This window comes from Shewanella sp. OMA3-2, from assembly GCF_021513195.1.
In the GTDB taxonomy this organism is placed as follows: Bacteria; Pseudomonadota; Gammaproteobacteria; order Enterobacterales; family Shewanellaceae; genus Shewanella.
This window is the reverse complement of the sequence record NZ_CP090974.1, coordinates 2112577-2137250: the sequence shown is the minus strand read 5'-3', so window position 1 is coordinate 2137250 and position 24674 is coordinate 2112577. Positions and strand designations below refer to the sequence as shown.

Annotated in this window: 16 protein-coding genes and 2 pseudogenes; 12 read left to right on the top strand and 6 right to left on the bottom strand. The window is 42.3% G+C overall.

Annotated features, from left to right (window positions below; all coding sequences use genetic code 11):
* Positions 1-3 precede the first annotated feature (3 nt).
* The 3 genes from galE (at position 4) to L0B17_RS09405 (ending at position 2007) form a co-directional block, all read left to right on the top strand.
* Complete coding sequence (gene galE, locus L0B17_RS09415; protein ID WP_235084333.1) at positions 4-1017, top strand: UDP-glucose 4-epimerase GalE; 1014 nt, start codon at positions 4-6, stop codon at positions 1015-1017.
* A gap of 45 nt (positions 1018-1062) precedes the next feature.
* Entirely contained in the window at positions 1063-1545 is a 483-nt protein-coding gene (napF, locus tag L0B17_RS09410; protein ID WP_235084332.1) for a ferredoxin-type protein NapF, read from the top strand.
* A 111-nt stretch (positions 1546-1656) separates the two neighbouring features.
* A complete protein-coding gene (locus L0B17_RS09405; RefSeq protein WP_235084331.1) occupies positions 1657-2007 on the top strand; it encodes a bactofilin family protein in 351 nt (116 codons plus the stop codon).
* A gap of 4 nt (positions 2008-2011) precedes the next feature.
* Here the strand turns inward: L0B17_RS09405 and L0B17_RS09400 are convergent, their stop codons facing one another.
* The 6 genes from L0B17_RS09400 to fucP form a co-directional block, all read right to left on the bottom strand.
* Positions 2012-2692: a DUF2982 domain-containing protein gene (locus tag L0B17_RS09400; RefSeq protein ID WP_235084329.1), complete on the bottom strand. Its 681-nt coding sequence runs from the start codon at positions 2690-2692 to the stop codon at positions 2012-2014.
* Entirely contained in the window at positions 2693-3496 is an 804-nt protein-coding gene (locus L0B17_RS09395) for a YdcF family protein (protein WP_235084327.1), read from the bottom strand.
* Positions 3497-3669: 173 nt separating this feature from the next.
* Entirely contained in the window at positions 3670-4566 is an 897-nt protein-coding gene (mak, locus tag L0B17_RS09390; RefSeq protein ID WP_235084325.1) for a fructokinase, read from the bottom strand.
* Between the two features lie 72 nt (positions 4567-4638).
* A complete protein-coding gene (gene cysQ, locus L0B17_RS09385) occupies positions 4639-5436 on the bottom strand; it encodes a 3'(2'),5'-bisphosphate nucleotidase CysQ (RefSeq protein WP_235084323.1) in 798 nt (265 codons plus the stop codon).
* A 313-nt stretch (positions 5437-5749) separates the two neighbouring features.
* On the bottom strand, positions 5750-8404 hold the full coding sequence (locus L0B17_RS09380; protein WP_235084322.1) for a glycoside hydrolase family 3 protein: 2655 nt from the start codon (positions 8402-8404) through the stop codon (positions 5750-5752).
* Positions 8405-8415: 11 nt separating this feature from the next.
* Positions 8416-9735, bottom strand: a complete 1320-nt coding sequence (gene fucP, locus L0B17_RS09375; protein WP_235084318.1) for an L-fucose:H+ symporter permease — start codon at positions 9733-9735, stop codon at positions 8416-8418.
* 337 nt (positions 9736-10072) lie between these two features.
* Between fucP and L0B17_RS09370 the strand changes: the two genes are divergently transcribed.
* The 9 genes and pseudogenes from L0B17_RS09370 to L0B17_RS09325 all read left to right on the top strand — a co-directional run bounded on the left by L0B17_RS09370 (position 10073) and on the right by L0B17_RS09325 (position 24546).
* Positions 10073-11401 carry a GH1 family beta-glucosidase gene (locus tag L0B17_RS09370; protein ID WP_235084315.1) on the top strand — a complete coding sequence of 443 codons (1329 nt, stop codon included), beginning with the start codon at positions 10073-10075 and terminating at the stop codon, positions 11399-11401.
* A gap of 58 nt (positions 11402-11459) precedes the next feature.
* Entirely contained in the window at positions 11460-12779 is a 1320-nt protein-coding gene (locus L0B17_RS09365) for a glycoside-pentoside-hexuronide (GPH):cation symporter (RefSeq protein WP_235084311.1), read from the top strand.
* A gap of 138 nt (positions 12780-12917) precedes the next feature.
* Complete coding sequence (locus L0B17_RS09360; RefSeq protein ID WP_235084310.1) at positions 12918-13919, top strand: LacI family DNA-binding transcriptional regulator; 1002 nt, start codon at positions 12918-12920, stop codon at positions 13917-13919.
* A gap of 408 nt (positions 13920-14327) precedes the next feature.
* The gene (locus tag L0B17_RS09355; protein WP_235084309.1) at positions 14328-17327 is read left to right on the top strand and encodes a TonB-dependent receptor; all 3000 of its coding nucleotides are present in this window, start codon (positions 14328-14330) and stop codon (positions 17325-17327) included.
* Between the two features lie 380 nt (positions 17328-17707).
* Positions 17708-18439 carry a SapC family protein gene (locus L0B17_RS09350; protein WP_235084307.1) on the top strand — a complete coding sequence of 244 codons (732 nt, stop codon included), beginning with the start codon at positions 17708-17710 and terminating at the stop codon, positions 18437-18439.
* A gap of 79 nt (positions 18440-18518) precedes the next feature.
* Positions 18519-19527, top strand: a pseudogene (locus L0B17_RS09345) (cupin-like domain-containing protein).
* 81 nt (positions 19528-19608) lie between these two features.
* A pseudogene (locus L0B17_RS09335) lies at positions 19609-21097 on the top strand (tryptophan halogenase family protein).
* Positions 21098-21150: 53 nt separating this feature from the next.
* The gene (locus L0B17_RS09330; protein WP_235084302.1) at positions 21151-21912 is read left to right on the top strand and encodes a DUF6445 family protein; all 762 of its coding nucleotides are present in this window, start codon (positions 21151-21153) and stop codon (positions 21910-21912) included.
* Positions 21913-21927: 15 nt separating this feature from the next.
* A complete protein-coding gene (locus L0B17_RS09325; protein WP_235084301.1) occupies positions 21928-24546 on the top strand; it encodes a glycoside hydrolase family 3 C-terminal domain-containing protein in 2619 nt (872 codons plus the stop codon).
* Positions 24547-24674: the final 128 nt, after the last annotated feature.

Below are 24674 nucleotides of genomic sequence, written 5' to 3'. Positions count from 1 at the left end.
AACATGGCAATTTTAGTGACCGGTGGCGCAGGCTATATTGGTACCCACACAGTTATAGAATTATTGGCTATAGGACAGGAAGTCATTATTGTAGATAACTTATCTAATTCTAGTGTTGAAGCATTAAAGCGTGTAGAGCGTATTAGCCACAAAACGGTGACCTTCTATCAAGGCGATGTACTCAACAAAGCCTTGTTACAAAAAATATTCTCTGATCATGAAATCGACTCAGTAATCCACTTTGCAGGATTAAAAGCGGTAGGAGAATCTGTCGCTTTACCGCTTAAATATTATGAAAACAATGTCACTGGTAGCATTATTTTATCCCAAGTAATGGCTGAACATAATGTCAAAAACCTTGTATTCAGTTCATCTGCAACTGTATACGGCGACCCAGCCAGCTTGCCCATAAAGGAAGACTTTCCAACGGGAGCCACTAATCCTTACGGCCAATCAAAACTGATGGTTGAACATATTTTAGCGGATTTGTATCACTCAGATAACAGCTGGAATATTGCCTGCTTACGCTATTTTAACCCTGTTGGTGCTCATGAATCAGGCTTGATTGGCGAAGACCCTAACGACATTCCCAATAATCTTATGCCATTTATTGCACAGGTTGCGGTAGGTAAACGTGACAAATTGAGCGTTTTTGGTGGTGATTACAATACTCCCGATGGCACTGGCGTGAGAGATTATATCCATGTTGTTGATTTAGCTATGGGACATTTAAAAGCCTTAGATAAACTCTCAACTAGCCCAGGTTTAGTGACTTATAACCTAGGCACAGGTATTGGTTATAGTGTATTAGATATGGTTAAGGCATTTGAAAAAGCATGTGGTAAAACATTAGCTTATCAAATAGTCGATCGCCGCGCTGGTGATATAGCCTCTTGCTACGCAGATCCAAGCTATGCCGCCAGCCAACTTAATTGGCGTGCGACTCATACGATTGAAGATATGGCCAATAGCAGCTGGAAATGGCAGTCGCATAATCCGAATGGCTATAAAGTTTGATCCGATTAGGCTTTAAAAAAATCATGGATTAATCTAGGAGTCACAATGAGTCAATCGGTCAATCAAGGTCGCCGCAGTTTATTTAGCCGTAGAAAAAGTAATGCATTAAGACCGCCTTGGGTAAAAGCAGATATTGAGTTTACTGATATTTGTACTCGTTGTGATAACTGCATTAACGCCTGTGAAACCAGTATTATCAAGCGAGGTGATGGCGGTTTCCCTGAAGTTGACTTTAGTCTTGGCGAGTGCACATTTTGTCAAAAATGTGTCACAGCGTGTGAAGAACCTTTGTTCGACACTGAACAACACACGCCTTGGCAGATTGTGGCGAGTATTCAGCAAACCTGTTTAACCTACAGTGGGGTCTGGTGCCAAAGCTGTAAAGATGCGTGTGACCCGCGGGCGATAAGTTTTGTTATGGCCGTAGGCCAAGTGCCAAAACCAATTATTGATACCAGTGCGTGCACTGGCTGCGGCGCATGTGTATCACCCTGTCCTTCTGATGCCATTGTATTAGCTGCACCTTGAAGCAATAACCTAACCCTGCTTGATACTGATTTTTGATTTACATGTCAGTCAAAATGATTATATTAATATCTATTGCAAATAATGATGTTAAAAAAACAATAAGAGCAACTGATGTTTAATCCCAAAAAAGACACTACCCAATTAAGTTTTATTGCCCAAGGCTGTGAACTCACCGGAGATTTTCGATTTAATGGCGACGTGATGATAAGCGGTAAAATACTTGGGGATATTATTACCCAAGGTAACGTTGTCGTCGAAGCAGGTGGAGAGGTGAATGGCGATATTCAATGTCAGGATGTCAACATTACAGGCCTGGTAAAAGGCACGGTGCAATGTCAAAAGTTACTGATTTCATCAACCGGTTTATTTGACGGTGATGCTTATAGTGAAAAATTAGAAGTGATTGATGGCGGTCAGTTTTTAGGCCAGCGACACCGAGAACCCAAATTACTCATTAGCTAGTTTACTATTGATTTACATCTCGTTGCATCGCTTGTTGCTGCCACTCACGCAGCAAAGTGAGCATCTCTTTTGGATCTCGATCTAATGCATCATGTGATACATATAAATGAAATCCTAAATTTTCAGCTAAGGTTTCACTTCTACGGCCAAACATAGCTAATACACCACGGTAACGTTCGCCATGGCTTACAAACGGGCTAAATTCGGCACCTAAATACTGTTCTAAACTGTGTAAGTCTTCATCATGGGTTGCTGCGGTCATTAATAGCGGCCGCTGTTCGGTTAATAATCCCGTGGCAAGTCGAGGTGAAATCGAATCTAACACCGGATTCATTTTTTTCACTTTAAAACCAATATAGGGCAGCTCTATTAGCTCCATATTTTGGGTCACTCTGACATTATCGATGCGCTGCAGATTGAGCCATTCCAGCGTCACTTGGCCACGACGATGAAAATACGTCAGTCCTTTTCCATTTAGCTGTAAACTTATCAAAGGCTCATTTAGTTTAGCCACACCCAGTAACAAACTCACACTTGAGCCACCAAACAACAGTAATGAAAATGAGAATAAGCTAGTGTATTGAATAAATAGCACAAAGCTAATTAACAATCCTGTCGCACCCGCCAAGGTAAACGTTAACCCATTACGTTTGGTATGCGGGTATATCGCTAAAGCTTGGCTCATTTAATCCAATTCCTTATCAAGTGACAGCTGATTGACCATTTGATCAGCCGACACCCCTCTGATACTGAGCCATAACATACCCACATATTCATGAATACTTTTTTGAGAGGTCAATAAATTGCTAGCATCAAGGCGCCACCACAAACCTTTTTCGGCAATAAAGTCCCCAGGGGCCGCTTGGGGTTGCATTCCTAATGCGCTAAATATCATCATAGAACGCGGCATGTGAGTTGCCGAAGTAACTAATCTAAATGGTTGTTGACCAACAACACGATATAAAAACATGGCTTCTTCAATAGTATCTTTAGCTTCAGGAAAGCTAATAATCGTGTCGGGTTTTACCCCTAGCTCAATGGCAGCTTGCTTCATTATGGTCGCGTGTGCGGTTGACATATAACCGCCATTCCAGCCACTGACCACTAATTGACAATTTTGCCCCATAGCTAACTGACGCATGCCTTCGGTTAAGCGCCCTAAGGCAACAGCTGATAATTTATGCACTGCGGTTAGGCCTGCTTTGTCACTGTGTCCTGAACCTAATACCATCACCACGCATTGCTGGCTAGGGGGAATTGGCGCAGAGTTTATCGGATATTGAGACTCTAATGAATTCGCTAAATAATAACTGCTATCAGATTGGCTTAAGCCAACCAGTAGCATTACCGCGGCCAGTAAGCTTAACGTTGCCAGCGACTTTAATTTTGAGGCCGCAAATGTCATTAATAACAAAGTGAGTAAAATAAATAACACTGTAAGCGGGATAGGCAAGAATAATTGCGAGATGATTTTTTTAAGCCAAAACATTCAACAGCTGTCCAATTGACAATAATCGCAATAGTGTAACGATTAACAGTCAAATTAGCGAAACCAATTTTAGGGACTCAGGGCCCAGTAAGGTTACTGGCTAGCATTAACACTAAAAATGCCATTGAATTTTTCAATGGCATTTTCGAGCAAATCGGTTGGAAGTAACGAGATTATTTACCCCATAACCAAGCTGCGCCGCGCACACCCGATGAAGCCCCAAATAGGTTTTTAACCACAGGCGTACGACACTCACGGCCGACAACATATTGAGGTAACACTTTAGGTAGCTCTGTATAGATCGCGTCGATATTAGACACACCGCCACCTAAAACTATCACATCAGGGTCCATCATGTTGATCACATGCGCCAATGAACGGGCTAAACGGTCAATAAAACGCTCAAAAGCTTGTTTAGCAAACTCATCACCTTCAGCCATCATTTGGGCAATTTGAATGCCACTGGTAGCTTCACCGCCAGCCGCGCGAAAATCACGCACAAACCCAGTGCCTGATATAAAAGTTTCAATGCAATCTTTATTGCCACAAAAACAGTCTGTTGAATGATGCTCCTCTGCTGTCATCCAAGGTAATGGGTTATGCCCCCATTCGCCGCCAATGCCATTGCCGCCCGCATGCACTCGGCCATTAATGGCAATGCCTGCACCGCAACCTGTACCAATAATACCACCAAATACCACGCCTTTACCTGATGCCGCGCCATCTACGGCTTCAGATACCGCAAAGCAGTTTGCATCATTGGCAACACGTACTTCACGTGCTAACCGAGCCCCTAAATCTTTGTCTAACGGATGACCATTAATCCAAGTTGAATTAGAATTTTTAACTAAGCCAGTAAATGGCGAAATAACCCCTGGAATTCCTACACCGACAGACCCTTTTTGGTCCAATGTCGATTCAGCTTCGTTCACTAAACTGATAATCGCATCTAAGGTATCAGGATAGTTTCGTGGGGTAGGAATGCGTTTACGAAATAACTCATCACCGTTGTCAGCCAACGCCACTAATTCAATTTTAGTCCCACCAAGGTCGACGCCCATGCGCATCATATCTTGTCTCTCCATGTAATTATTATTAATTCGGGTGTCATATCAGGCTGACGTAAATGATTTATTTATCTATTAACGTGCCATCCATGCCGCTGATGCGGCAATAAAATACGGGTTTAAAATATTCTCTTTTGGGTTGTACTGTAACGGGGTTAACGCAGGATATTCAACCACGACGCCGCCAGCACTTTCTAATACGGCCTGTGCTGCAGCTGTGTCCCACTCGCTGGTTGGCCCAAGTCTTGGATACACATCAGCTTGACCTTCAGCGACCATACAAAACTTTAGCGAGCTGCCCACGCTGAGCATTTGATGCTCGCCTACAGTACGTAAATATTCAGCCACATCAGGGCTAACATGTGAGCGACTGCCCACAATAACCGGTATAGGCGTAATGCAACGCTGGCTAATATCTAATAAAGACACTTGGTCATTATGTTCAAGCCAGGCCCCTTGGCCGACTATCCCGCTATAACATTTGCTTAAAACAGGCGCATAAACCACACCTGCTATTGCTTGTCCTTGATGGATTAAGGCTATGTTGACCGTAAACTCACCATTACGTTTTATAAACTCTTTGGTGCCATCTAGCGGGTCGATTAACCAATAAGTCTGCCAGTTTTTGCGGGTGTTCCAGTCAATATTGGCATCTTCTTCACTCATGATGGCAATATCGGCAAAATAGGTTTTTAGCCCTTTAATAATCACATTATGACTGGCTATATCTGCAGCCGTTACTGGGCTATCATCCTGCTTAATCTCGACCTGCAAGTCGGGTTGGGCATATATATCCATGATGGCATTGCCTGCTTGCTTGGCAATAGTCACTATGCGCTGCAACTCAGCTTGAGAAAATACAAAATCAGACAAATCAATTCCTTAACAAAACATTTGGTTCACAAAAACGCTCAATATGGCATATTATGCCATTATTAAGGTGATTGATTTATAACTATTTGATTGTACTTCTATCAAAAACAACTAACTTGCACTTGATACTAAGCTAAGCATTCACTCAGGCATAGAAAACAGTGCGCTTCTGCATTCGTATTCAATACAAACTCTTGAAATATCATCGCACTCACCTTCGACACTCACTTTCGTTTATAGGTCTTTAGCCTGCATCAAAGCTTTGGGCTAGGTTTACTAAAATCGTCAAGCCTAGCCCACAGTGATTGAATGATTAATGACATTGAATTGTCATTGGTTGATGACTTGCCTGAATAATGACATCACTAAAACTCAGTTCAACCTTGGCGGCTGTCGCTAGGAAAAAAGGCGATACTATTTTGGCAAAATCCATTGACTCAGTAGCAAAACAATTTAACGCCACACTGATATTTTTCCACTCGCCGGCGCTAACTTGCTTGCTAATATCATACTGAGGACGACAATCGCCTTCGCACGCCATACCCAGCCACAAAGGTTGAGTTAACGCGCTATCGACTTTAATACTGAGCGACAAAGCCGAGTCAGTATTACTGTACGCTCGAAAATCTCTTGGGAAGTTACTCAATAAGCCGACGGTTCCTAATTCAGTGCCATTAAATTTAACTAAACGAGCGTCTTCTTGCACCACTCTGTCCATGGTACGAATATTAAGCGCACCATTGCTGGCAACACTGCTGCTTAAGCCATCGCGTTGAGTTGTTGTGGCAATAAACATTGACCAAGGCGATTTAACGGCGCGTTCAAATAAAGCTAAGTCTTCAAGCGCCTGAGTTGCTGACAAATTATCTTCAGACAAGTTATCTAAACTTATCATATCTGTTGATACAGATTGATAGTGTAAGCCGTAGCCGTAGGGAATAAGCGGTTGATAGTCTGCATTTGACTCAGCTAGAGTGCTTTTATTAGTCACTTTATCTAAAGGTACATTCACGCGCGTTTGTTGCGGATTAGCCGGCCATGAAAATGATAGTTTACCCACAAAGTCATGTTTAACTTGACCGTCGACATCAGTAAACAATACATCGGCAACCCCATTACCCTCAGAACCAGGTAACCAAGCTGCTACAAAAGCATCAGACTGATTTAACTCAGCATTAACCCACATTGGTCGGCCGCTGATAAACACTGATACCACAGGAATACCCTGTGCTTTAAGCTTTTTAAGTAATGCTAAGTCTCGTTTATCACCACGTTGGTATTCTAGATTATCAATGTCACCATTACCTTCGGCATATGGCTCTTCACCAAACACCACAATGGCCACGTCCGGTTTTTTAGCTGACTCAAACTCACCATTAGCCGCTAATATCGCTTGGCCACCAGCTTGCTTTACGACATGTTCAATCCCAGTAAAAATCGATGTAGCGCCAGGAAAATCACTATTTTGATTATCTGTACCTTGCCAAGTAATCGTCCAGCCACCTGACTGCTTGCCGATATTATCAGCGGCATCGCCTGCTACTAATACCGTTAACTTAGGTGATAATGGCAATACGTTTTGGTTGTTTTTAAGCAACACTAGCGATTCACGCACCGCTTGCCTTGCAACATCACGGTGACTTGCTTGACCAATTAACTCGGTTTTACCCGAAAGCGGTCTATTCGCAGGGCTAGGTTTATCAAATAATCCCGCACGAAATTTAACCCGTAAAATACGCGTCACTGCATCATCGATTCTAGATTGGGCAATTTCACCACGGTTAACTTGCTCAATGGTGTTTTGGTACAAAGGTTTCCACGCCGCGGTTGGCACCATAAATATATCAAGTCCAGCATTAGCTGCCTGGGCACATGACTCATTGGTACAGCCTGGTATTTGTCCATGACCATTCCAATCACCCACCACAAAACCGTCAAAACCAAAACGACCTTTAAGCACATCGGTGAGCAAATATTGATTACCGTGGATTTTATCGCCATGCCAACTGTTAAATGAGGCCATAACAGATTGAGCACCTGCAGATAAACCGCCAACATAACCTTGGGCATGAATTGCATATAAATCTTGCTCAGACGCGATATTATCGCCCTGATCTATGCCCTTTTCGGTGCCGCCGTCACCAATAAAATGTTTTACTGTTGATAACACATGTTGATCACTTAAAAAGTCATTATTAACTGCGCCTTGCAAGCCTTCAACTATCGCAAATGCATAGTCCCTAACAATACGCGGGTCTTCTGAATACCCCTCATATGTGCGACCCCATCTGTCATCACGTACCACTGCCACAGTAGGGGCAAACACCCAATCAATCCCGGTAACCATGACTTCTTTAGCCGTAATTGCGGCAATTTTTTCAATTAACGCAGGATTATCTGCTGCACCTAAGCCAATATTATGTGGAAACAACGTCGCACCAATCACGTTGTTATGGCCATGTACTGCATCGGTTCCCCACATTGTCGGAATAGCGATGCCATCAACAGAATCATCTATTGACGCTTGATAGAAGTCTTCAGCTAACTTAATCCAGTCTGCTGGCGTAGCATGCTTGTCGTTATTAGGATAAGCCCCGCCGCCATTAAGGTATGAGCCAAAACCATATTTGCGCATATCTTCAACTGTAATATCGCGAATTTCAGGTTGGATCATTTGCGCCACTTTTTGTTCAAGTGTCATGGTCATTAATAATTTAGCTATTTTGTCTTCTAATGCGGGGTCAACAGCAATTGCCGGAGCTTGCTGTGGCCAAAGGCCAATATCTTTGAGTGGCAATGGCTTAGTATCAATTACAGCTTCAGCATCCACCTTCTCAATCACAGCCTTTGGCTGGCATCCCATTAAGCCCACAACAGCAACGGTTAATACTGAACCTTTCAGAAAAGCACGAGTATTTGGAAAGTTATCACCAGCCGCACGTGCATATTTTATCGTCTTCAATAACATTTTAAGATCCTTTAAATTGACTCGTTTGGACGTTTAGCATTGCAGCCAATTAATCCGTAATAACCGATAAAACCATAACAAAGTAGTGGCAACACAAACGCGAATTGAATCCCAAATGAATCGGCCAACATCCCTTGTAATAATGGCACTACAGCGCCACCGACAATGGCTAAACATAAAATACCTGAGCCCTGGCTGGTATATTGTTTTAAATCCTGTAACGCTAAGCTAAATATTGTCGGGAACATAATTGAGTTACATAGCCCGACTAACAATAAGGCCCACATAGCGGTTGTGCCTTGGGAGAATATCGCTGTAGCAACCAGTAAACAGGCAAATACAGCATTGAACGCTAACACTTTCCCAGCGTTAATTTTCTGCATGACTAAGGCGCCAATAAAGCGTCCAACCATAGCGCCACCAAAATAATAAGCTATGTATTTAGCAGCTTGTGACTCGGTTAATCCGCCAATGTCATCTTGGGTTAAAAAGTTAATCAAAAAGCTGCCAATGCCGACCTCAGCGCCGACGTAGACAAAAATGCCCACCGCGCCTAAGACTAAATGTGGATAACGCCACGCACTACCAGAATCAGAATCAGTTTGATGACTTTTGTTTGGATCTTTTTTACCGAGTAAAGGGAGTTTTAAAAACATAAAAACAGTCGCTAGCAGAAATAATGCAGCCGCGAGAATAAGATACGGCAGTTGCACTGTGCTGGCTTGCTCAGCAACCGTTAACGTGGCAATAGCTTGATCTAACTCAGTAACCGAATCGGGGTGTTCAATGGTAGATAGAATTAACCAACTGCCAAAGAATGGCGCAACGGTTGTCCCCAATGAATTAAAGGCTTGGGTCATGGTTAAGCGTGATGACGCCGTACTGGCCGGCCCTAAAGTACTGACATAGGGGTTAGCTGATACCTGTAAAATAGTGATACCCGAAGCCAAAACAAAAAAAGCGAACAAAAACATATCATAAGAAGCCAAACTGGCAGAAGGATAAAACAGTAAACAACCAATACAAGCAATAATTAGTCCGGTAACAATCCCTTTTTGATAACCAATTTTACCGACTAAATTACCCGCTGGAATAGACACAATAAAATAGGCACCGAAGAAACAAAACTGCACCAACATGGCTTGGGTATAACTTAAATCAAACATGTTTTTTAAATATGGAATGAGGATGTCATTCAAACAGGTTAAAAATCCCCACATAAAAAATAACGACGTTAATGCTATTAACGCAAAACGATAATTCCCTGGTTGGTGCGGTACACCATTAACCACAGAAGATTGAGTTGATGCATCAAAAGTTGCCCCAGCCATATGTTTCCATCCATTTATAGTTATATGTTTATTTACAAAGCGTGTGCAAAACACCTAATCGCGCTTTGACATTCAAAACTTGTGTTGACGTTTAGTTAATTAATCACTAACCTCAATGTAAGCGCTTTCATTTTTAACATAACGATAACCGATGTCAACGATTTTTGATGCAAACTAAACAATTTATGACGTGATTGGCTAAACAGTAAAGCCAAACCGAAACCGAGTGCGAATGCACTTAAAAATGGTTTTTACTTGTCAAATATCACCGCAACATAACATTGCTAAATTCAAATGTGACATGAGTCAATTCAAACAAACCTAAGTGAATAGAAATATGAAAATAACCTTACCAGCTGCATCACCTATGCTTTCTAAGGATTTTACATTTGGAGTGGCTACCGCGTCATTTCAAATAGAAGGCAGCGCGCAGAATCGTTTACCGTCTATTTGGGATACATTTTGTGCCACGCCGGGTAAAATTCGTGATGGCTCTGATGGAAAACAAGCCTGTGAACATGTCACCTTATGGCAACAAGATGTAGAACTTATTGAATCACTGGGTGTTGATGCTTATCGTTTATCCATTTCATGGCCGCGAGTCATAAAGCAAGACGGTAGCCTTAATCAAGAAGGTGCCGACTTCTACATTCACCTATTAGATGGCTTAATTGCCAAAGGTATCAAACCTTATGTCACCTTATATCACTGGGACTTACCACAGCATATAGAAGACAATGGTGGCTGGTTGAATCGCCAAACAGCGTACTTGTTTCAAGACTATGTTAGTAAAATCGTCACCGCTTTGGGTGACAGAGTGCATTCATACGCCACCTTTAATGAGCCTTTTTGCAGTGCATTCTTGGGCTATGAAGTCGGCATACATGCGCCAGGAAAAGCCAAAGTGGCTTATGGCCGCCAGGCAGCACATCATATATTGTTAGCACACGGTTTGGGCATGCAAGTACTGCAAAAACAAACGCCTCATACTCTTAATGGCATTGTGCTCAACTTTACCCCTTGTTACCCACATTCATATAATATCGCTGATATTAATGCCGCTAAAAAAGCCGATGAGTATATGAACCAATGGTATATCAAGCCGCTTTTTGATAAATGCTACCCAGATATTATTGAGGATTTATCCAGTGATGATCGCCCTGTTGTTGAAGAAGGTGACTTTGATATTATTGCGCAAAAAATCGACTTTTTAGGGATTAATTTTTATACGCGCGCGGTGTACCAGGCCCATCCAGAGACCATTTATGCCCAAGTTGATATGATCAATGTTCCAAAAACAGATATGGGCTGGGAAGTATATCCACAAGCCTTTACCGACTTATTAGTCTCATTGAGTCAAACATACCCGTTACCGCCTATTTATATCACCGAAAATGGCGCTGCTATGCCTGACAAGTTAATTGACGGCCAGGTGATGGATAACGATCGTATCGACTATTATCAGTCCCACCTTAACGCGGTTAATAATGCCATCACACAGGGTGTTAACGTAGTCGGTTATTTTGCTTGGAGCCTAATGGATAATTTCGAATGGGCTGAGGGGTATTTAAAACGTTTCGGCATTGTATATGTTGATTATCAAACCCAACAACGTACCATAAAAGCGAGCGGTAAAGCTTATCGCGACCTAATTAGTTGTCGCTAGAGTTTGTTACTAATATCATCGCTAACATAGTCAAGAATCAGAATAATAAGAGGCTAGAATGATCAGCATAAAAGAAAAAATTGCCTACGGATTAGGTGACACTGCCAGTAATATTGTGTTTCAAACCGTAATGTTATTTTTAACGTTTTTTTATACCGACATATTTGGTATATCGCCTGCATTTGTGGGCACCATGTTTCTGGCCGTTCGCTTAATTGATGCGATAACCGATCCATTAATGGGCGCATTAGCCGACCGAACCAACACAAAATGGGGTAAGTTTCGCCCCTATTTACTTTGGTTTGCCCTGCCATTTGGGGTGATCAGTGTGCTGGCGTTTACCACGCCCGATTTATCTGAAGATGGCAAAATGATTTACGCCTTTGTAACCTACACAGCATTAATGATGGTCTATACCGCCATCAACATTCCTTATTGCGCCTTAGGTGGCGTGTTAACCGCCGATCCCAAAGAGCGCGTGTCGGTACAATCATATCGCTTTGTTTTTGCTATGTTAGGCGGCCTACTTGTATCTGGTTTAACCTTACCTCTGGTCGATTTTTTAGGTCAAGGCGATCAAGCTAAAGGGTATCAACTGACTATTGCTGCGATGAGCATTTTAGGCGTGGCGATGTTTTTAACCTGTTTTTGGGGCACTAAAGAACGTTTACATCCGCCTGTTGATCAGCAATCTAGCTTTAAACAAGATTTAGCCAATTTATTACAAAATGATCAATGGCGCATCCTGTCAATTGCAGCAGTATGTTTGCTTTCAGGTATGGTGCTTAGAACCAGCCTAGCCATTTATTATGTTAAATATTTTTTGAATATGCCTGATTCTATTACCTTATTTATTACTCTAGGTATGCTAGGTAATATTTTTGGTTGTATGTTAGCAGAACCACTAGCCAGAAAAGTTTGTAAAGTAAAAGCCTATATAAGCTTACAGATTATTGCGGCCGCATTGTGTATTGCCAGCTACTTTGTTACCGCGGAGCAACCGATACTGGCCTTTGCCATGTTTATTGTGTGGGGTTTTACCTTCAACATGGCCACCCCTCTTTTATGGGCTAAAATGGCAGATGCTGTTGATTATGGACAATATAAAACCGGCGTCAGAATTACAGGGATGATTTACTCATCAATTATTTTCTTCATCAAGCTAGGGGTCGCGGTTGGCGGCGCGGCGGCAGGTTGGTTATTGTCAGGTTATGGTTATCAAGCTGATACCGCTCAAACACCAGAAACCTTAAAGGGTATATTACTGTCGTTCACTATTTTTCCTGCACTTGGTTCTATTGCCGTCGCAGTTGTCATGCGTTGGTATACATTAGACTCCGCCAAGGTGGATGAAATTAATTTGCAGCTGAATAAATAAAACGAGTATTTAACCCTCTGCTTTTTATAACAAAGATTGATAATTATTCGTTTTTATTGGTTTGATTTTTAAATTTAACATAAACCATGCTAATCTTTTGCGGTTTTCAACCCATTTATATAAGAAGCAAGCAAAAATATGGCAACTATTTACGACGTTTCAATACTGGCAGGTGTGTCACTCGCGACCGTATCGCGAGTGATGAACAACAACACCAAAGTCAGTGATAAAACTCGCCAAAAAGTGCTAGATGCCATGGCATCATTAGGCTATCGCCCAAACACTATTGCCCAATCACTTGCTTCTAATTGCTCTAACAGTGTCGGGGTATTGGTATCGCAACTTGATGGCCCATTTTATGGCCCAATGATGACCGAAATTGAAACGGCACTGCGCAGCGCGAATAAGCACGTTATCATTGCAGCAGGCCATGCGGATGAAGCGCAAGAGAAAGACGGTGTCGAATTTTTATTAAGTCGCGGATGTGATGCACTGATTTTAGATGTCGAAGCGGTTTCCGATGAATACCTCATCGAACTGTATAAACAAAAAACCCCTATCGTATTGATAAACCGCTATATTGAAGCATTGAAAGACAATTGTATTTATTTAGAAAATGAACGTGGTGGTTACTTAGCAACCGAATACATTCTATCTTTGGGCCATAAAGATATCGCCTATATTTCTGGCCCCATGTACAAACGAGACGCCAGAGACAGACTCCAAGGTCACCAAAGAGCCCTATCAGAACATAAGGTGATATTCGATCCTGCTTTATGTTTTGAGGGAAACTTCCGTGAATTTGGTGGCAGCGATGGCATGACGCACTTACTCAGTTTAAATAAAAACATTACCGCTGTGGTGTGCGCCAGTGATCAAATGGCATCTGGCGCTATTGCAGTTTGTTTAGATCAGGGTATCCGCGTACCTGAAGATATCTCATTCATTGGTTACGATAACACCCCTTTCCCTAAGTACATTTCGCCAAAACTGACCACCATTAGTAACCCTATTGATGAAATGGGAAAAATGGCCGCTTTTTGGATTTTACAAAATGTGTATAAAAATGACAAAGTGATTGTCGACTGTTCTTTTTCACCTGAACTGTTTGTTAGAGACTCAGCAGCAGCAATTGGCTAATCAAGTTACCGCTTTAAATCAACTTTTGAATCAACCCCATACACCCAATACCCAATACCTATTCGTCACTGAGTGGGTATGGAATAATATTTAAGCCTATAATGATGTACTTTTCCCACCCCAAAAAGAAAGCGCTTACATATTTAACACTTACGCATCAAATAGACTTATCCAACAAATACAATAAATTACAGTTAACCTCCCATTTTATTTCCGCTAAAGTTAATGAAATGTTGATTTTTTATCAGCATTTATATTGACTCAGGTTATAAATTAATCTAGTTTTATGTAAGCGCTTACATCATTATTAACAACACTGTGACGCTAATGGAGAATTACAAATCGGTTTGCACTTTTTTATGGGTGAACTATTAAAATAGTAAAATCTAGTCAATGGGGATTTCCTAGATGAAAACAAGAACATTTACCAAAACTAAGCTCGCAACAAGCCTATCGCTTGTGCTTGGTCTCGGTTCAATGATGCCAGCTCACGCTGCTGATGAAGCCAGTGAAGAAAACATTGAAGTGATTCAGGTTAGCGGCATTCGTGGCAGTTTAATCAAATCGATGGATTTGAAACGCAGCTCAAATGGTATTGTCGATGCCATTAACGCCGAAGACATAGGTAAGTTTCCTGATTCTAACTTAGCCGAATCGTTACAACGTATCACAGGTGTTTCTATTGACAGAAGCAATGGTGAAGGCAGTAAGGTCACGGTACGTGGTTTCGGTCCTGATCGTAACTTAGTGACCTTAAATAACCGTCAAATGCCCACCACTACAGGTTCGCGTTCATTTGACTTTGCTAACGTAGCCTCTGAATCAATCAGTGCTGTTGAAGTTGAAAAAACAAGCCAAGCTAAAAACTCAACCGGCGGTATTGGTGCAACAATCAATGTATTAACCCAGCGCCCACTTAGCGCTCCAGGACAAAAAGCTTCTTTTGGGGTTAAAGCCGTTGACGATACATCAACTGACAATGGCTCAGTTACCCCTGAATTATCTGGTCTTTATTCAAATACATTTGCTGATGATAAATTTGGTATTTTAATTTCTGGTAGCTACCAAGACCGCGAAAGTGGTAATCAGCAAGCGCAAGTCGGTACTGGCTGGCGTAGTTTTCCTGGCAGTGTTGACCAGGACTGGAGCGGTTCACCTGGAGCAAACCCTGAATGGGGCGGCGTTCCAAAAGATGCCAACCAAATTAACCGCCCAGGCGACAATGACGTTTATTCTGTACCACAAACCACCATTTACCGCTTTGAAGAACAACAACGTAGCCGTACCAATGGTCAGTTAGTTCTTCAGTACCAGCCTATTGATTCTGTGCGTGCTACCCTTGACTATAATTACATGCAAAACGATGTTGATACTCAATCACATGACGTGTCAGCATGGTTTAACTTTGTGCCAACCCAAGAAAGCACTTGGTCTGACGGCCCAGTTTCATCACCACTGGTTTACTCTGAAACCTACCCAGACGGCGGCGCTGACTTGTCTATGGCTGCTGGCGATTTCGGTACTCGCGATCAAAGCGGCTCTTTAGGATTTAATGTTGAATGGGATGCGACTGAAAAATTATTATTTGAAGTCGATTACCATGACTCATACGCAGAGCGTACCCCAAACAGTCCTAATGGCAGCAACAGTAATTTAAGCACTGCAGCTTTTATCCGTACCAGTGCTGCAACGGACTTTAGCGGTGAAGTACCCGTATTGGCTGTCGGTAATGGTAACAATGTTCGTGCTGAAGATATGCGCGTCACTGGGTCAGTGTTTGGTAACGCGGTTAACCGCTCTGAAATCGAACAACTGCAAATTTCTGGTAGTTATGATTTAGAAGATGCCGGTAGCATCGATTTTGGTATTGCAGCAACCGATGTCAATAACCACTCTCAATCTGTAAACGTACAACGTAATGACTGGGGCGGAATTGGTTCAGCGGGTGATTTAGACGCTGCATGGTTCCTGGCTGATACTGTTCAAGATAAATTTGATGGTTCAAAAGGGACTTTTTCTAACTACCAAGGTACTGCCTCAACTGATCCATTAAACACCATTTTCCTCTGGGACTTTGAAGCGGTTCGCGCTCGTGCAGCAGAACTGTATGCCTCAAGTGCAATGGGTGATTGTGGTAACGGTTTCTGCCCATCTACTGATTATGCTAGTGACACCGACCGCTTCACTCAAGAGCAGTCACAATCAGCTTACTTACAATATAACTACTTCGGTGAAATGGCCAATATGCCGTTTGATGTTCACTTAGGTGTTAGATATGAGCAAACTGATGTGGAATCAACCTCTGCGGTATCGGGTTATGACAGTGCAACCTGGATTGCTGAAACCGAAATTGCGATTAATTCATCGGGTGAGCGCGTATTCCAAACTCAAACCGGCGAATATGACTACTTTTTACCGAGTGTTAACTTCAATATTGAAGTGGTAGAGGATGTGTACGTTCGTGCAGCCTACAGCGAAACCATTGGTCGCCCTGATTACACCTCTATTCAAGGTGGTACGGTCATAGGTACATTAGCTAACCGTGGCGGTGGTAGTGGCACAAGTGGTAACCCTGGATTGTTGCCTTTAGAGTCAACTAACTATGATTTATCTGCTGAGTGGTATTTCGACCAAGGCAGTTATGTGTCAATGGGCTACTTCCGTAAAGATGTCACTAACTTTATCGATAACGGTGTAGTTGAGTCTACTATTTACAATATTGCAGACCCTTCACACAGTGCTTATGTTGATCAAGCCATTGCAGCGGGTCAAACCACGGCAGTACAACAACGTCAGTGGATTTATGACAATTACGGCGCAACTGATCCGAATGTGACCATTAACCCTGCTAACGGCAATATTGAAATCACCGGTAATGCGGGTGATGACGAGCTGATATTTCTAATTAATCAACCAACAAATGACAGTGAAAGCTCTGTGATTGATGGCTGGGAGTTTGCCGTACAGCACTTCTTCGGTGAATCAGGTATTGGTGTGCAGGCTAACTACACGTTAGTTAACGCAGGCGATAGCTATGACAACAGCAACTTAAATCGTCCTGGTGATGCTCCACAAAATGTCGAAGTGGGCATCAGTGACACAGCTAACCTAGTGGCTATGTATGAAAACTATGGCGTGACAGCCCGTGTTGCCTGGAACTGGCGTGATGAGTTCTTAAATGCAACGGGTAACGGTACTGGCGCTAACCCGCAGTACACAGAGGCTTACTCACAAATCGACTTCAGTATTGGTTATGATATTGAGCAAGTTGAAGGCTTAACGGTTTTCTTTGAAGGCTTAAATATCACTAATGAGTCAACACGTGTTCATGGTCGAGCCACAGAACAAGTTCTAAACTACACCCAAACAGGTGCACGTTATGGCATAGGTGCACGTTACACTTTCTAAGTAATAGCTCATTCAATACGGTCTAATTGGATGAGCTTATTTCCCTTTTTGGTCGTTTGCGGCGACGGTAACCTCGCCTTTTCCTTTATAAGGATTATAAAACTCGGCAATAGGGATATTGCCAATTTTTTTGACTTTAATACCAATTAAATTAACACTTGAAAGGCTTACATTTTCATGAATTGTAAACAACACAATCGATTAGGTGTTTGATTGAGTATATTGACCTGTGAGTATTACCAATCAAAGCTGATAGCATCACTCTAAGATTGTACGTCTAAAAATAACACTCTTAGATAAATTAAACCTTTGATGAATCAGAATTGACTCAAAAAACTTAAATAAGATACAGCTGAATACAATAAAAATAGGACAGCAACATGGCCCAACATGTATTACTTAACAGTGTCGACCACAAAGATCTTAAAATCATTACCCAGCGCTCGGCCAAGTATGGTGACAATCTATGGTACTCGGTGACTTTCCCGCTCGAATTTAGAAGCATTCAAGCCCACTACCCCATTTTTTTCCAAAAAGATCCCGCTACGGGTCAATTTAACTCTGTGGCCTTATTTGGTTTTCAGAATGAACAAAATTTGTTCTTATCAGGCCAAGATTGGGACGCCTCGTATGTGCCACTGGCCGTTCGTCGTCAACCATTTCTTATTGGTAAGCAAATGGTGCAAGAAGATGGTATTGAGCAGCAACAGCATGTCATTCACGTCGATTTAGATAACCCAAGAGTCAGCACCACTGAAGGCGAAGCAGTATTCCACCCTTTTGGTGGCAATACCGATTATTTGGATGAAGTCGGCGATATGCTTGCAGCCCTACATCAAGGGCTCAACGATAACACCTCTTTTACGGCAGTATTACTCGAACATGATTTACTGGAGTCATTCACCTTAGATATTGAATTAGACAATGGTGAAAAACATCAAATGATTGGTTTTTATACCATTAATGAAGATAAATTAAATCAACTTGGTGCAGATGTGTTAGCGACATTGCATCAACAGGGTTACTTACAGGCGATATACATGTCAATGGCATCACAATCTAATATACGTAACCTATTAGACCGTAAAAATGCGCAAACTCAAGCGGCATAGCCCTATGGATAACGGATTACATAATATCGATACAGTGATTAAACCTTCAGCACCAACAGAGCAAGTACCTGTTGAAAAAATGCCCATCACTCGAGTGCCAGAGCACAGCGACTGCACAATGGCGGAATTGTATGACCGCATAAAAGATGCCGACTCGCCAATGATATTTAAAGGCTTATGTGGTCATTTCCCGTTAGTGCAAGCAGGGCTTGAATCTACTCAGTCTGCAATGGATTATTTAATCAAGCATGACATTGGCCAACCGGTGATTGCTTATTATTTACCGCCAGAACAACAAGGTCGGGTATTTTATAACGAGACGGTTGATGGGTTTAACTACCAAGCGGGTAAGTTAGCATTAAGCCAAATTTTGGCACGACTACAAGCAGAGTCGACCCAAGCAACACCCGCCAGTGTGTACATGGGTTCAACCAATGTTCACCAGCATTTTCCAGGTTTGTTTGCTGAAAACTGTTTGCAGTTTGACCAAATAAACCCAATGGCCAATATCTGGCTAGGTAATCAAACCCGCGTGGCGGCTCACTTTGATTTCCCGCATAACCTAGCCTGCAATATGGTGGGAAAGCGTACCTTCACCCTGTTTCCGCCAGATCAAATAAGCAACCTATACATTGGCCCAATGGAATTTGCTCCAGGCGGCCAAGAAATAAGCATGGTGAACTTTGATGAGCCAGATTTTGAACGCTTCCCAAAATTTGAACAAGCATTAGCCGCATCATTCACCGCAGCACTTGAACCTGGGGATGTGTTATTTATCCCCAGCATGTGGTGGCACCATGTACGTGGCGTAGAAAGCTTTAATGTGCTTATTACCCATTGGTGGCGAGATACCGGGCTTTCTGGGGCGGCCAAACAACGCGCTACTACACAGTATGCTAAGCCTGCGCTCATTGCCTAAAGCCCAGCGCCAAGCTTGGAAAGCTATATTTGAACATTACATATTCGACCATGATGATGTGGATGAAAGCCATATTCCCGATAACGCTAAAGGTATGCTAACCAAGCCATTAGATGAACTCAATGCCCGTAAGTTACGTGCTGATTTAACCAATAGATTAAAACGTTAACTCATTCATTAAACATTTTAGCCATGCCGGCATCAAAATATTACATGTAAAAATAACAATAATACGCAAGAGGTAAACCAAATGAATACAGCAGTAAAAAAAGTGGTTATTGCCGGTGGTGGTACTGCTGGTTGGATGGCCGCTGCGGCGTTGACTAAATTAATGGGTAAGCACATTGAAGTGGTATTAGTTGAGTCTGATGCGATTGGTACTGTCGGTGTGGGAGAATCTACCATTCCTACATTACATATTTTTCATCGTTTACTTGGCCTAAAAGAACAAGATGTGATGGCCGCGACCAATGCTACGTTTAAGCTCGGTATCAACTTTGAAAACTGGCACGATATAAATAAAGATTATCTGCATTCATTTGGTTTTTTAGGTAAAGATTGTTGGGCTTGCGGATTTATTCACTTTTGGCTAAAAGGTAAACAGCAAGGTTTGGTGAGTGAAATTGGCGACTACTGCACCGAGCATTTAGCTGCGCGCCAGGGCCGCTTTGCTGTGCTACCGAATCAAGATTACAACCATGCTTATCATATGGATGCGACTCTTTATGCTAAGTTTTTACGCAAAATGGCAGAAGGTAACGGTTTAATTCGCATAGAAGGTAAAATCACCGACGTACTACAGCATGACAACAACGGATACATTAAAGCATTACAACTCGATAATGGCCAACTCATTGAAGGCGATTTATTCATTGACTGTACAGGTTTTAAAGCGTTGTTAATTGAAGGCACACTTAATACAGGCTTTGACGATTGGAGTCATTATTTACCGTGTGACAGTGCCATTGCGGTGCAAACTCAATCGGTTAACACCCCTCTTGCTTACACTCGCGCAATTGCACGCGAGTCAGGTTGGCAATGGCGTATTCCATTGCAAAGCCGCACAGGTAATGGTTTTGTTTTTTGCAGCAAATACATGACTGACGATGAAGCAATTGACACCTTAATGGCTAACATTGAAGGCGAGCCGCTGAATAAACCTCGAGTGATTAAGTTTACAACCGGAACCCGTCGTCAACACTGGAATAAAAACTGCGTGGCTGTTGGGTTATCATCAGGATTTTTAGAACCATTAGAATCCACCAGTATTCACCTTATTCAACGCAGCATAGTACGATTAATGCAGTTATTCCCATCACAGGGAATGGATGTCACTAATATTAATGAGTTCAACCAACAGACCAAGTTAGAAGTAGAAAACATTCGCGACTTTATCATTTCACATTATAAAGTAACCGACCGTGAAGACAGCCGCTTTTGGCGTTACTGTAAAAATATGCCAATACCTGCGTCTTTACAGCATCGTATCGATATGTTCCGTCAATCGGGTAAAGTGTACAAATACGGTAATGAATTATTTGGTGAAAGCTCCTCGGATACAAATCATGATGGGACAAGGCATAATGCCTAAAGAGTATCATCCAATTGTGGATATGATGGAAGACGATGAGTTGGCTAACTTTTTAAATAACATTAAATCGACGGCAAAACGAAAAGTCGATACTTTACCTCTTCACTTTGATTTTATTAATCATTATTGCAAAGCTAATATAGATTAAATTTGCATTAGCGTAAATTCAATAACAACTCAATAAAGCCAAGGAGCTGCTACATGTCGTCACCATCAACGACCCACGCGACTCAAACACAAACCCAGCAAAATGCCACTAACAGTATTATTCAGGTTAGCGGCATTGAACCGCAGATTTGTTATATCGGTAATGAACAAACCCCGATTATTATTATCGACAACTTTGCCGATGATATCGCACCGCTATTATCCATTGCCCGCCAACAAGCCAAGTTTATTAAAGATGACAGTTCATATTATCCTGGGGTGCGTGCACCATTGCCTAATCCCTATGCAATTGAAGTCATTAATCAGGTATTTCAACTGGTTTATGATGTTTATAAAGTGCCACATCATTTACGCATAAAGCCGCAAATACTGTCATTTTCACTAATAAGCCAGTCGCCAGATAGCCTAATGCCATTACAGCGCTTACCGCATTTTGATACGCCAGAGCCGTATTATTTTGCCATTTTGCATTACCTTAATGATGCTCCCCACGGTAACACGGCTTTTTTCAGGCATAAAAAAACTGGCTATGAGCGGGTCAATGAAGCCAAGATGGATCATTACTTTGAATCGGCTAAAGCCTTTTTAACTGATCATGCCAAAGACACACCAGAGTACTTTGTTAAAAGTGATCCACATTATGATATTTATCATCAAGTTGAATATAAGCCTAATCGACTGGTCATTTATCCAGGTAACTTACTCCACTCAACCTTAGTTGACCTCAACACAGATATTGATGATGACCCAAGTACCGGTCGTCTCACCGCCAATATTTTTATCAATTTCAAATAACACAGGGAACACGTTATGGTTACGCCATTGGGTATCACAACATCTTTTTACAAAAAGAAAGCGCTTACGTTAAGTATTTCAGCGCTTTTATGTCTTAGCGTTAACGCTGCCGTTTTTGCAGCCCACCCCAATATAACTCCCCAAACACTTCATGCGATAACTGTGCTACCCGATAGCGAAAAGCACCGTATTGGCGATCGTATTATCCAAGTTGAAGACCAAATAAAGCACCTGTTACCGCAACTGACATTGGCAGAGAAAGTGTCATTGGTTCACGCCGCAGGCAAGTTTCACATTCCCGCTATCGAACGTTTAGGTATTCATGAAATGTGGATGTCTGATGGGCCGCACGGTGTCCGCTATGAAATAGACAGAAACTCATGGGCGCCAGCGGGTTGGACCAACGATTATTCAACCTACTTACCACCGCTCACTGCTGTAGCCGCCAGTTGGGATAAAAACATGGCCAGCTTACACGGTAATGTTTTAGGCGCTGAAGCACGCCACCGTAGTAAAGACTTAATTTTGGGCCCAGGGGTTAATCTTGCCCGTTTACCCTTGTATGGGCGTAACTTCGAATACATGGGCGAAGACCCCTTTTTAGCCGCCGCGCTTGTGGTACCCACTATTAAAGCCATTCAGGCTAATGATGTCGGCGCGACCGTAAAACACTACGCCTTAAACACTCAAGAGCTAAACCGCACTGGGGTGAATGCAAAACCCGATGAGCGTACCTTGCGTGAAGTGTATTTACCCGCCTTTGAAGCGGCGGTAAAACAGGCTAACGTGCACGCAATTATGGGGGCTTATAATGAGTTCAGGGGCACCAATGCTAATCAAAGCGAACACCTTGTTAAAGATATTTTAAAAGGTGAATGGGGTTATCAAGGGGTATTACTGACCGATTGGAATGTCGACATCAACACCTATGATGCCGCTATGAACGGCCTAGACATTGAAATGGGCACAGATGTTGCCAGTTTTGATGACTACTTTATGGCAAAACCATTACTAGAGATGATTAAAGCAGGCAAAGTACCCGAGTCAGTTTTAGATGACAAAGTGGCTCGAATTTTACGGGTACAACTGAGCATCGGCATGATGGATAAGCAGCGCTTATCGGGCCAGCGTAACACTCAAGCACATAGAAATGATGCCCGCACTATTGCCACTAACGGTGTTGTACTGCTTAAAAATGATGACCAAGTATTACCGCTAAAGGCCGCAAAGCTTAAAAATGTACTGGTATTAGGTCCAAATGCCGATAAACGCCACGGCTTTGGTGGCGGCTCATCTGAAGTGAAAGCGCTATATGAAATAAGCCCACTGGATGGCTTAAAAGCCAAACTAGGCGACAAGGTCAAGGTCACCTTAATGCGCCCTGCCAGTAGCAAATTTATGCCGATTCCTAATGACTATCTCACCACACGTCATTGGACTGGCACACCGTCGTGGCAAATTAACTATTTCAATGACAGTGCGATGACAAACTTAGCCAGTGAATCATGGATAGCAGATCCACAGTTTGATGCCAAAGGTCATACTCAATCTATTGAAATAAAAGCCAATATCAAACCAATGGAGTCCGGCAACCACAGCTTTAGCATTCAAGCTGATGGCCAGGTTGCGCTTTATATTAATGATCAACCGCTCATCAACACATCAACCGCACAGTCAGCAAAAATGCTTATTCAATCAATGTCTTTAGTGGCCGGTGAAACCTACGCAGTTAGCTTACGTTATCAGGGTAATAAACAAGCCACGTTGGGCTGGGAAACCCCAAACAGCTTATATAATAGTGAGCAAGAATATTTGGCTGCAGCGAAAAAAGCCGATGCGGTTATTTACTTTGGCGGCTTAAGTCATGCAGACGATAGAGAGTCGATTGACCGTCCAGATATGATATTACCCGGCCAACAAGATGAAGTGATCAGTAAACTACTGCAAGCGAATGCCAACACCATAGTAATGATGATTGGCGGTTCAGCCGTTGAAATGCCCTGGGCTAACAAGACTAAAGCACTGCTTTGGGGTTGGTATGGTGGCATGGAAGCCGGTCACGCTTATGCTGACATTCTATTTGGTGATGCAAACCCGAGTGGCAAAATGCCGATAACCTTACCTAAAAAACTTACCGACACCGCGCCAATAGCCTTAAATGATTACCACGCCAAAGAGTCACTTTATAGCGAAGGTGTATTCATGGGTTATCGCTGGTTTGAACAACAAAAAATTGCGCCATTATTCCCTTTTGGTCATGGCCTGTCTTACAGTCAATTCAACTATTCAGACATTAAATTATCCAACAACAGCATTAAAGGAAACGACACATTAACTGTTACAGTCAATATCACTAACACCAGTAAAGTTGACGGTGCAGAAGTGGCTCAGCTTTACTTACATGATATAAAAGCCAGTGTCCCTCGCCCGCTAAAAGAGTTAAAAGGCTTTGAAAAAGTCTGGTTAAAAGCCGGAGAAACCAAAACAGCCCAGTTCAACTTAACAAAGCGCGACTTGTCATTTTGGGATGTAAACACTAATGATTGGCTAGCAGAACCAGGCGAGTTTGAAGTGATGATAGGCTCATCTGTGGCAGACATTCGAGTGAAAAAACGCTTTAGCTATCAGCGTTAAATGCTAGATAACTAAAATCTAGGCTGAAAAACCTGCCTAGATTTTAGTTAGTAATATACATATAACGCTATGATTTCAGATAACTCAGACCGATTAATATTTTGCCAATCTATCGAACGTAAATATTG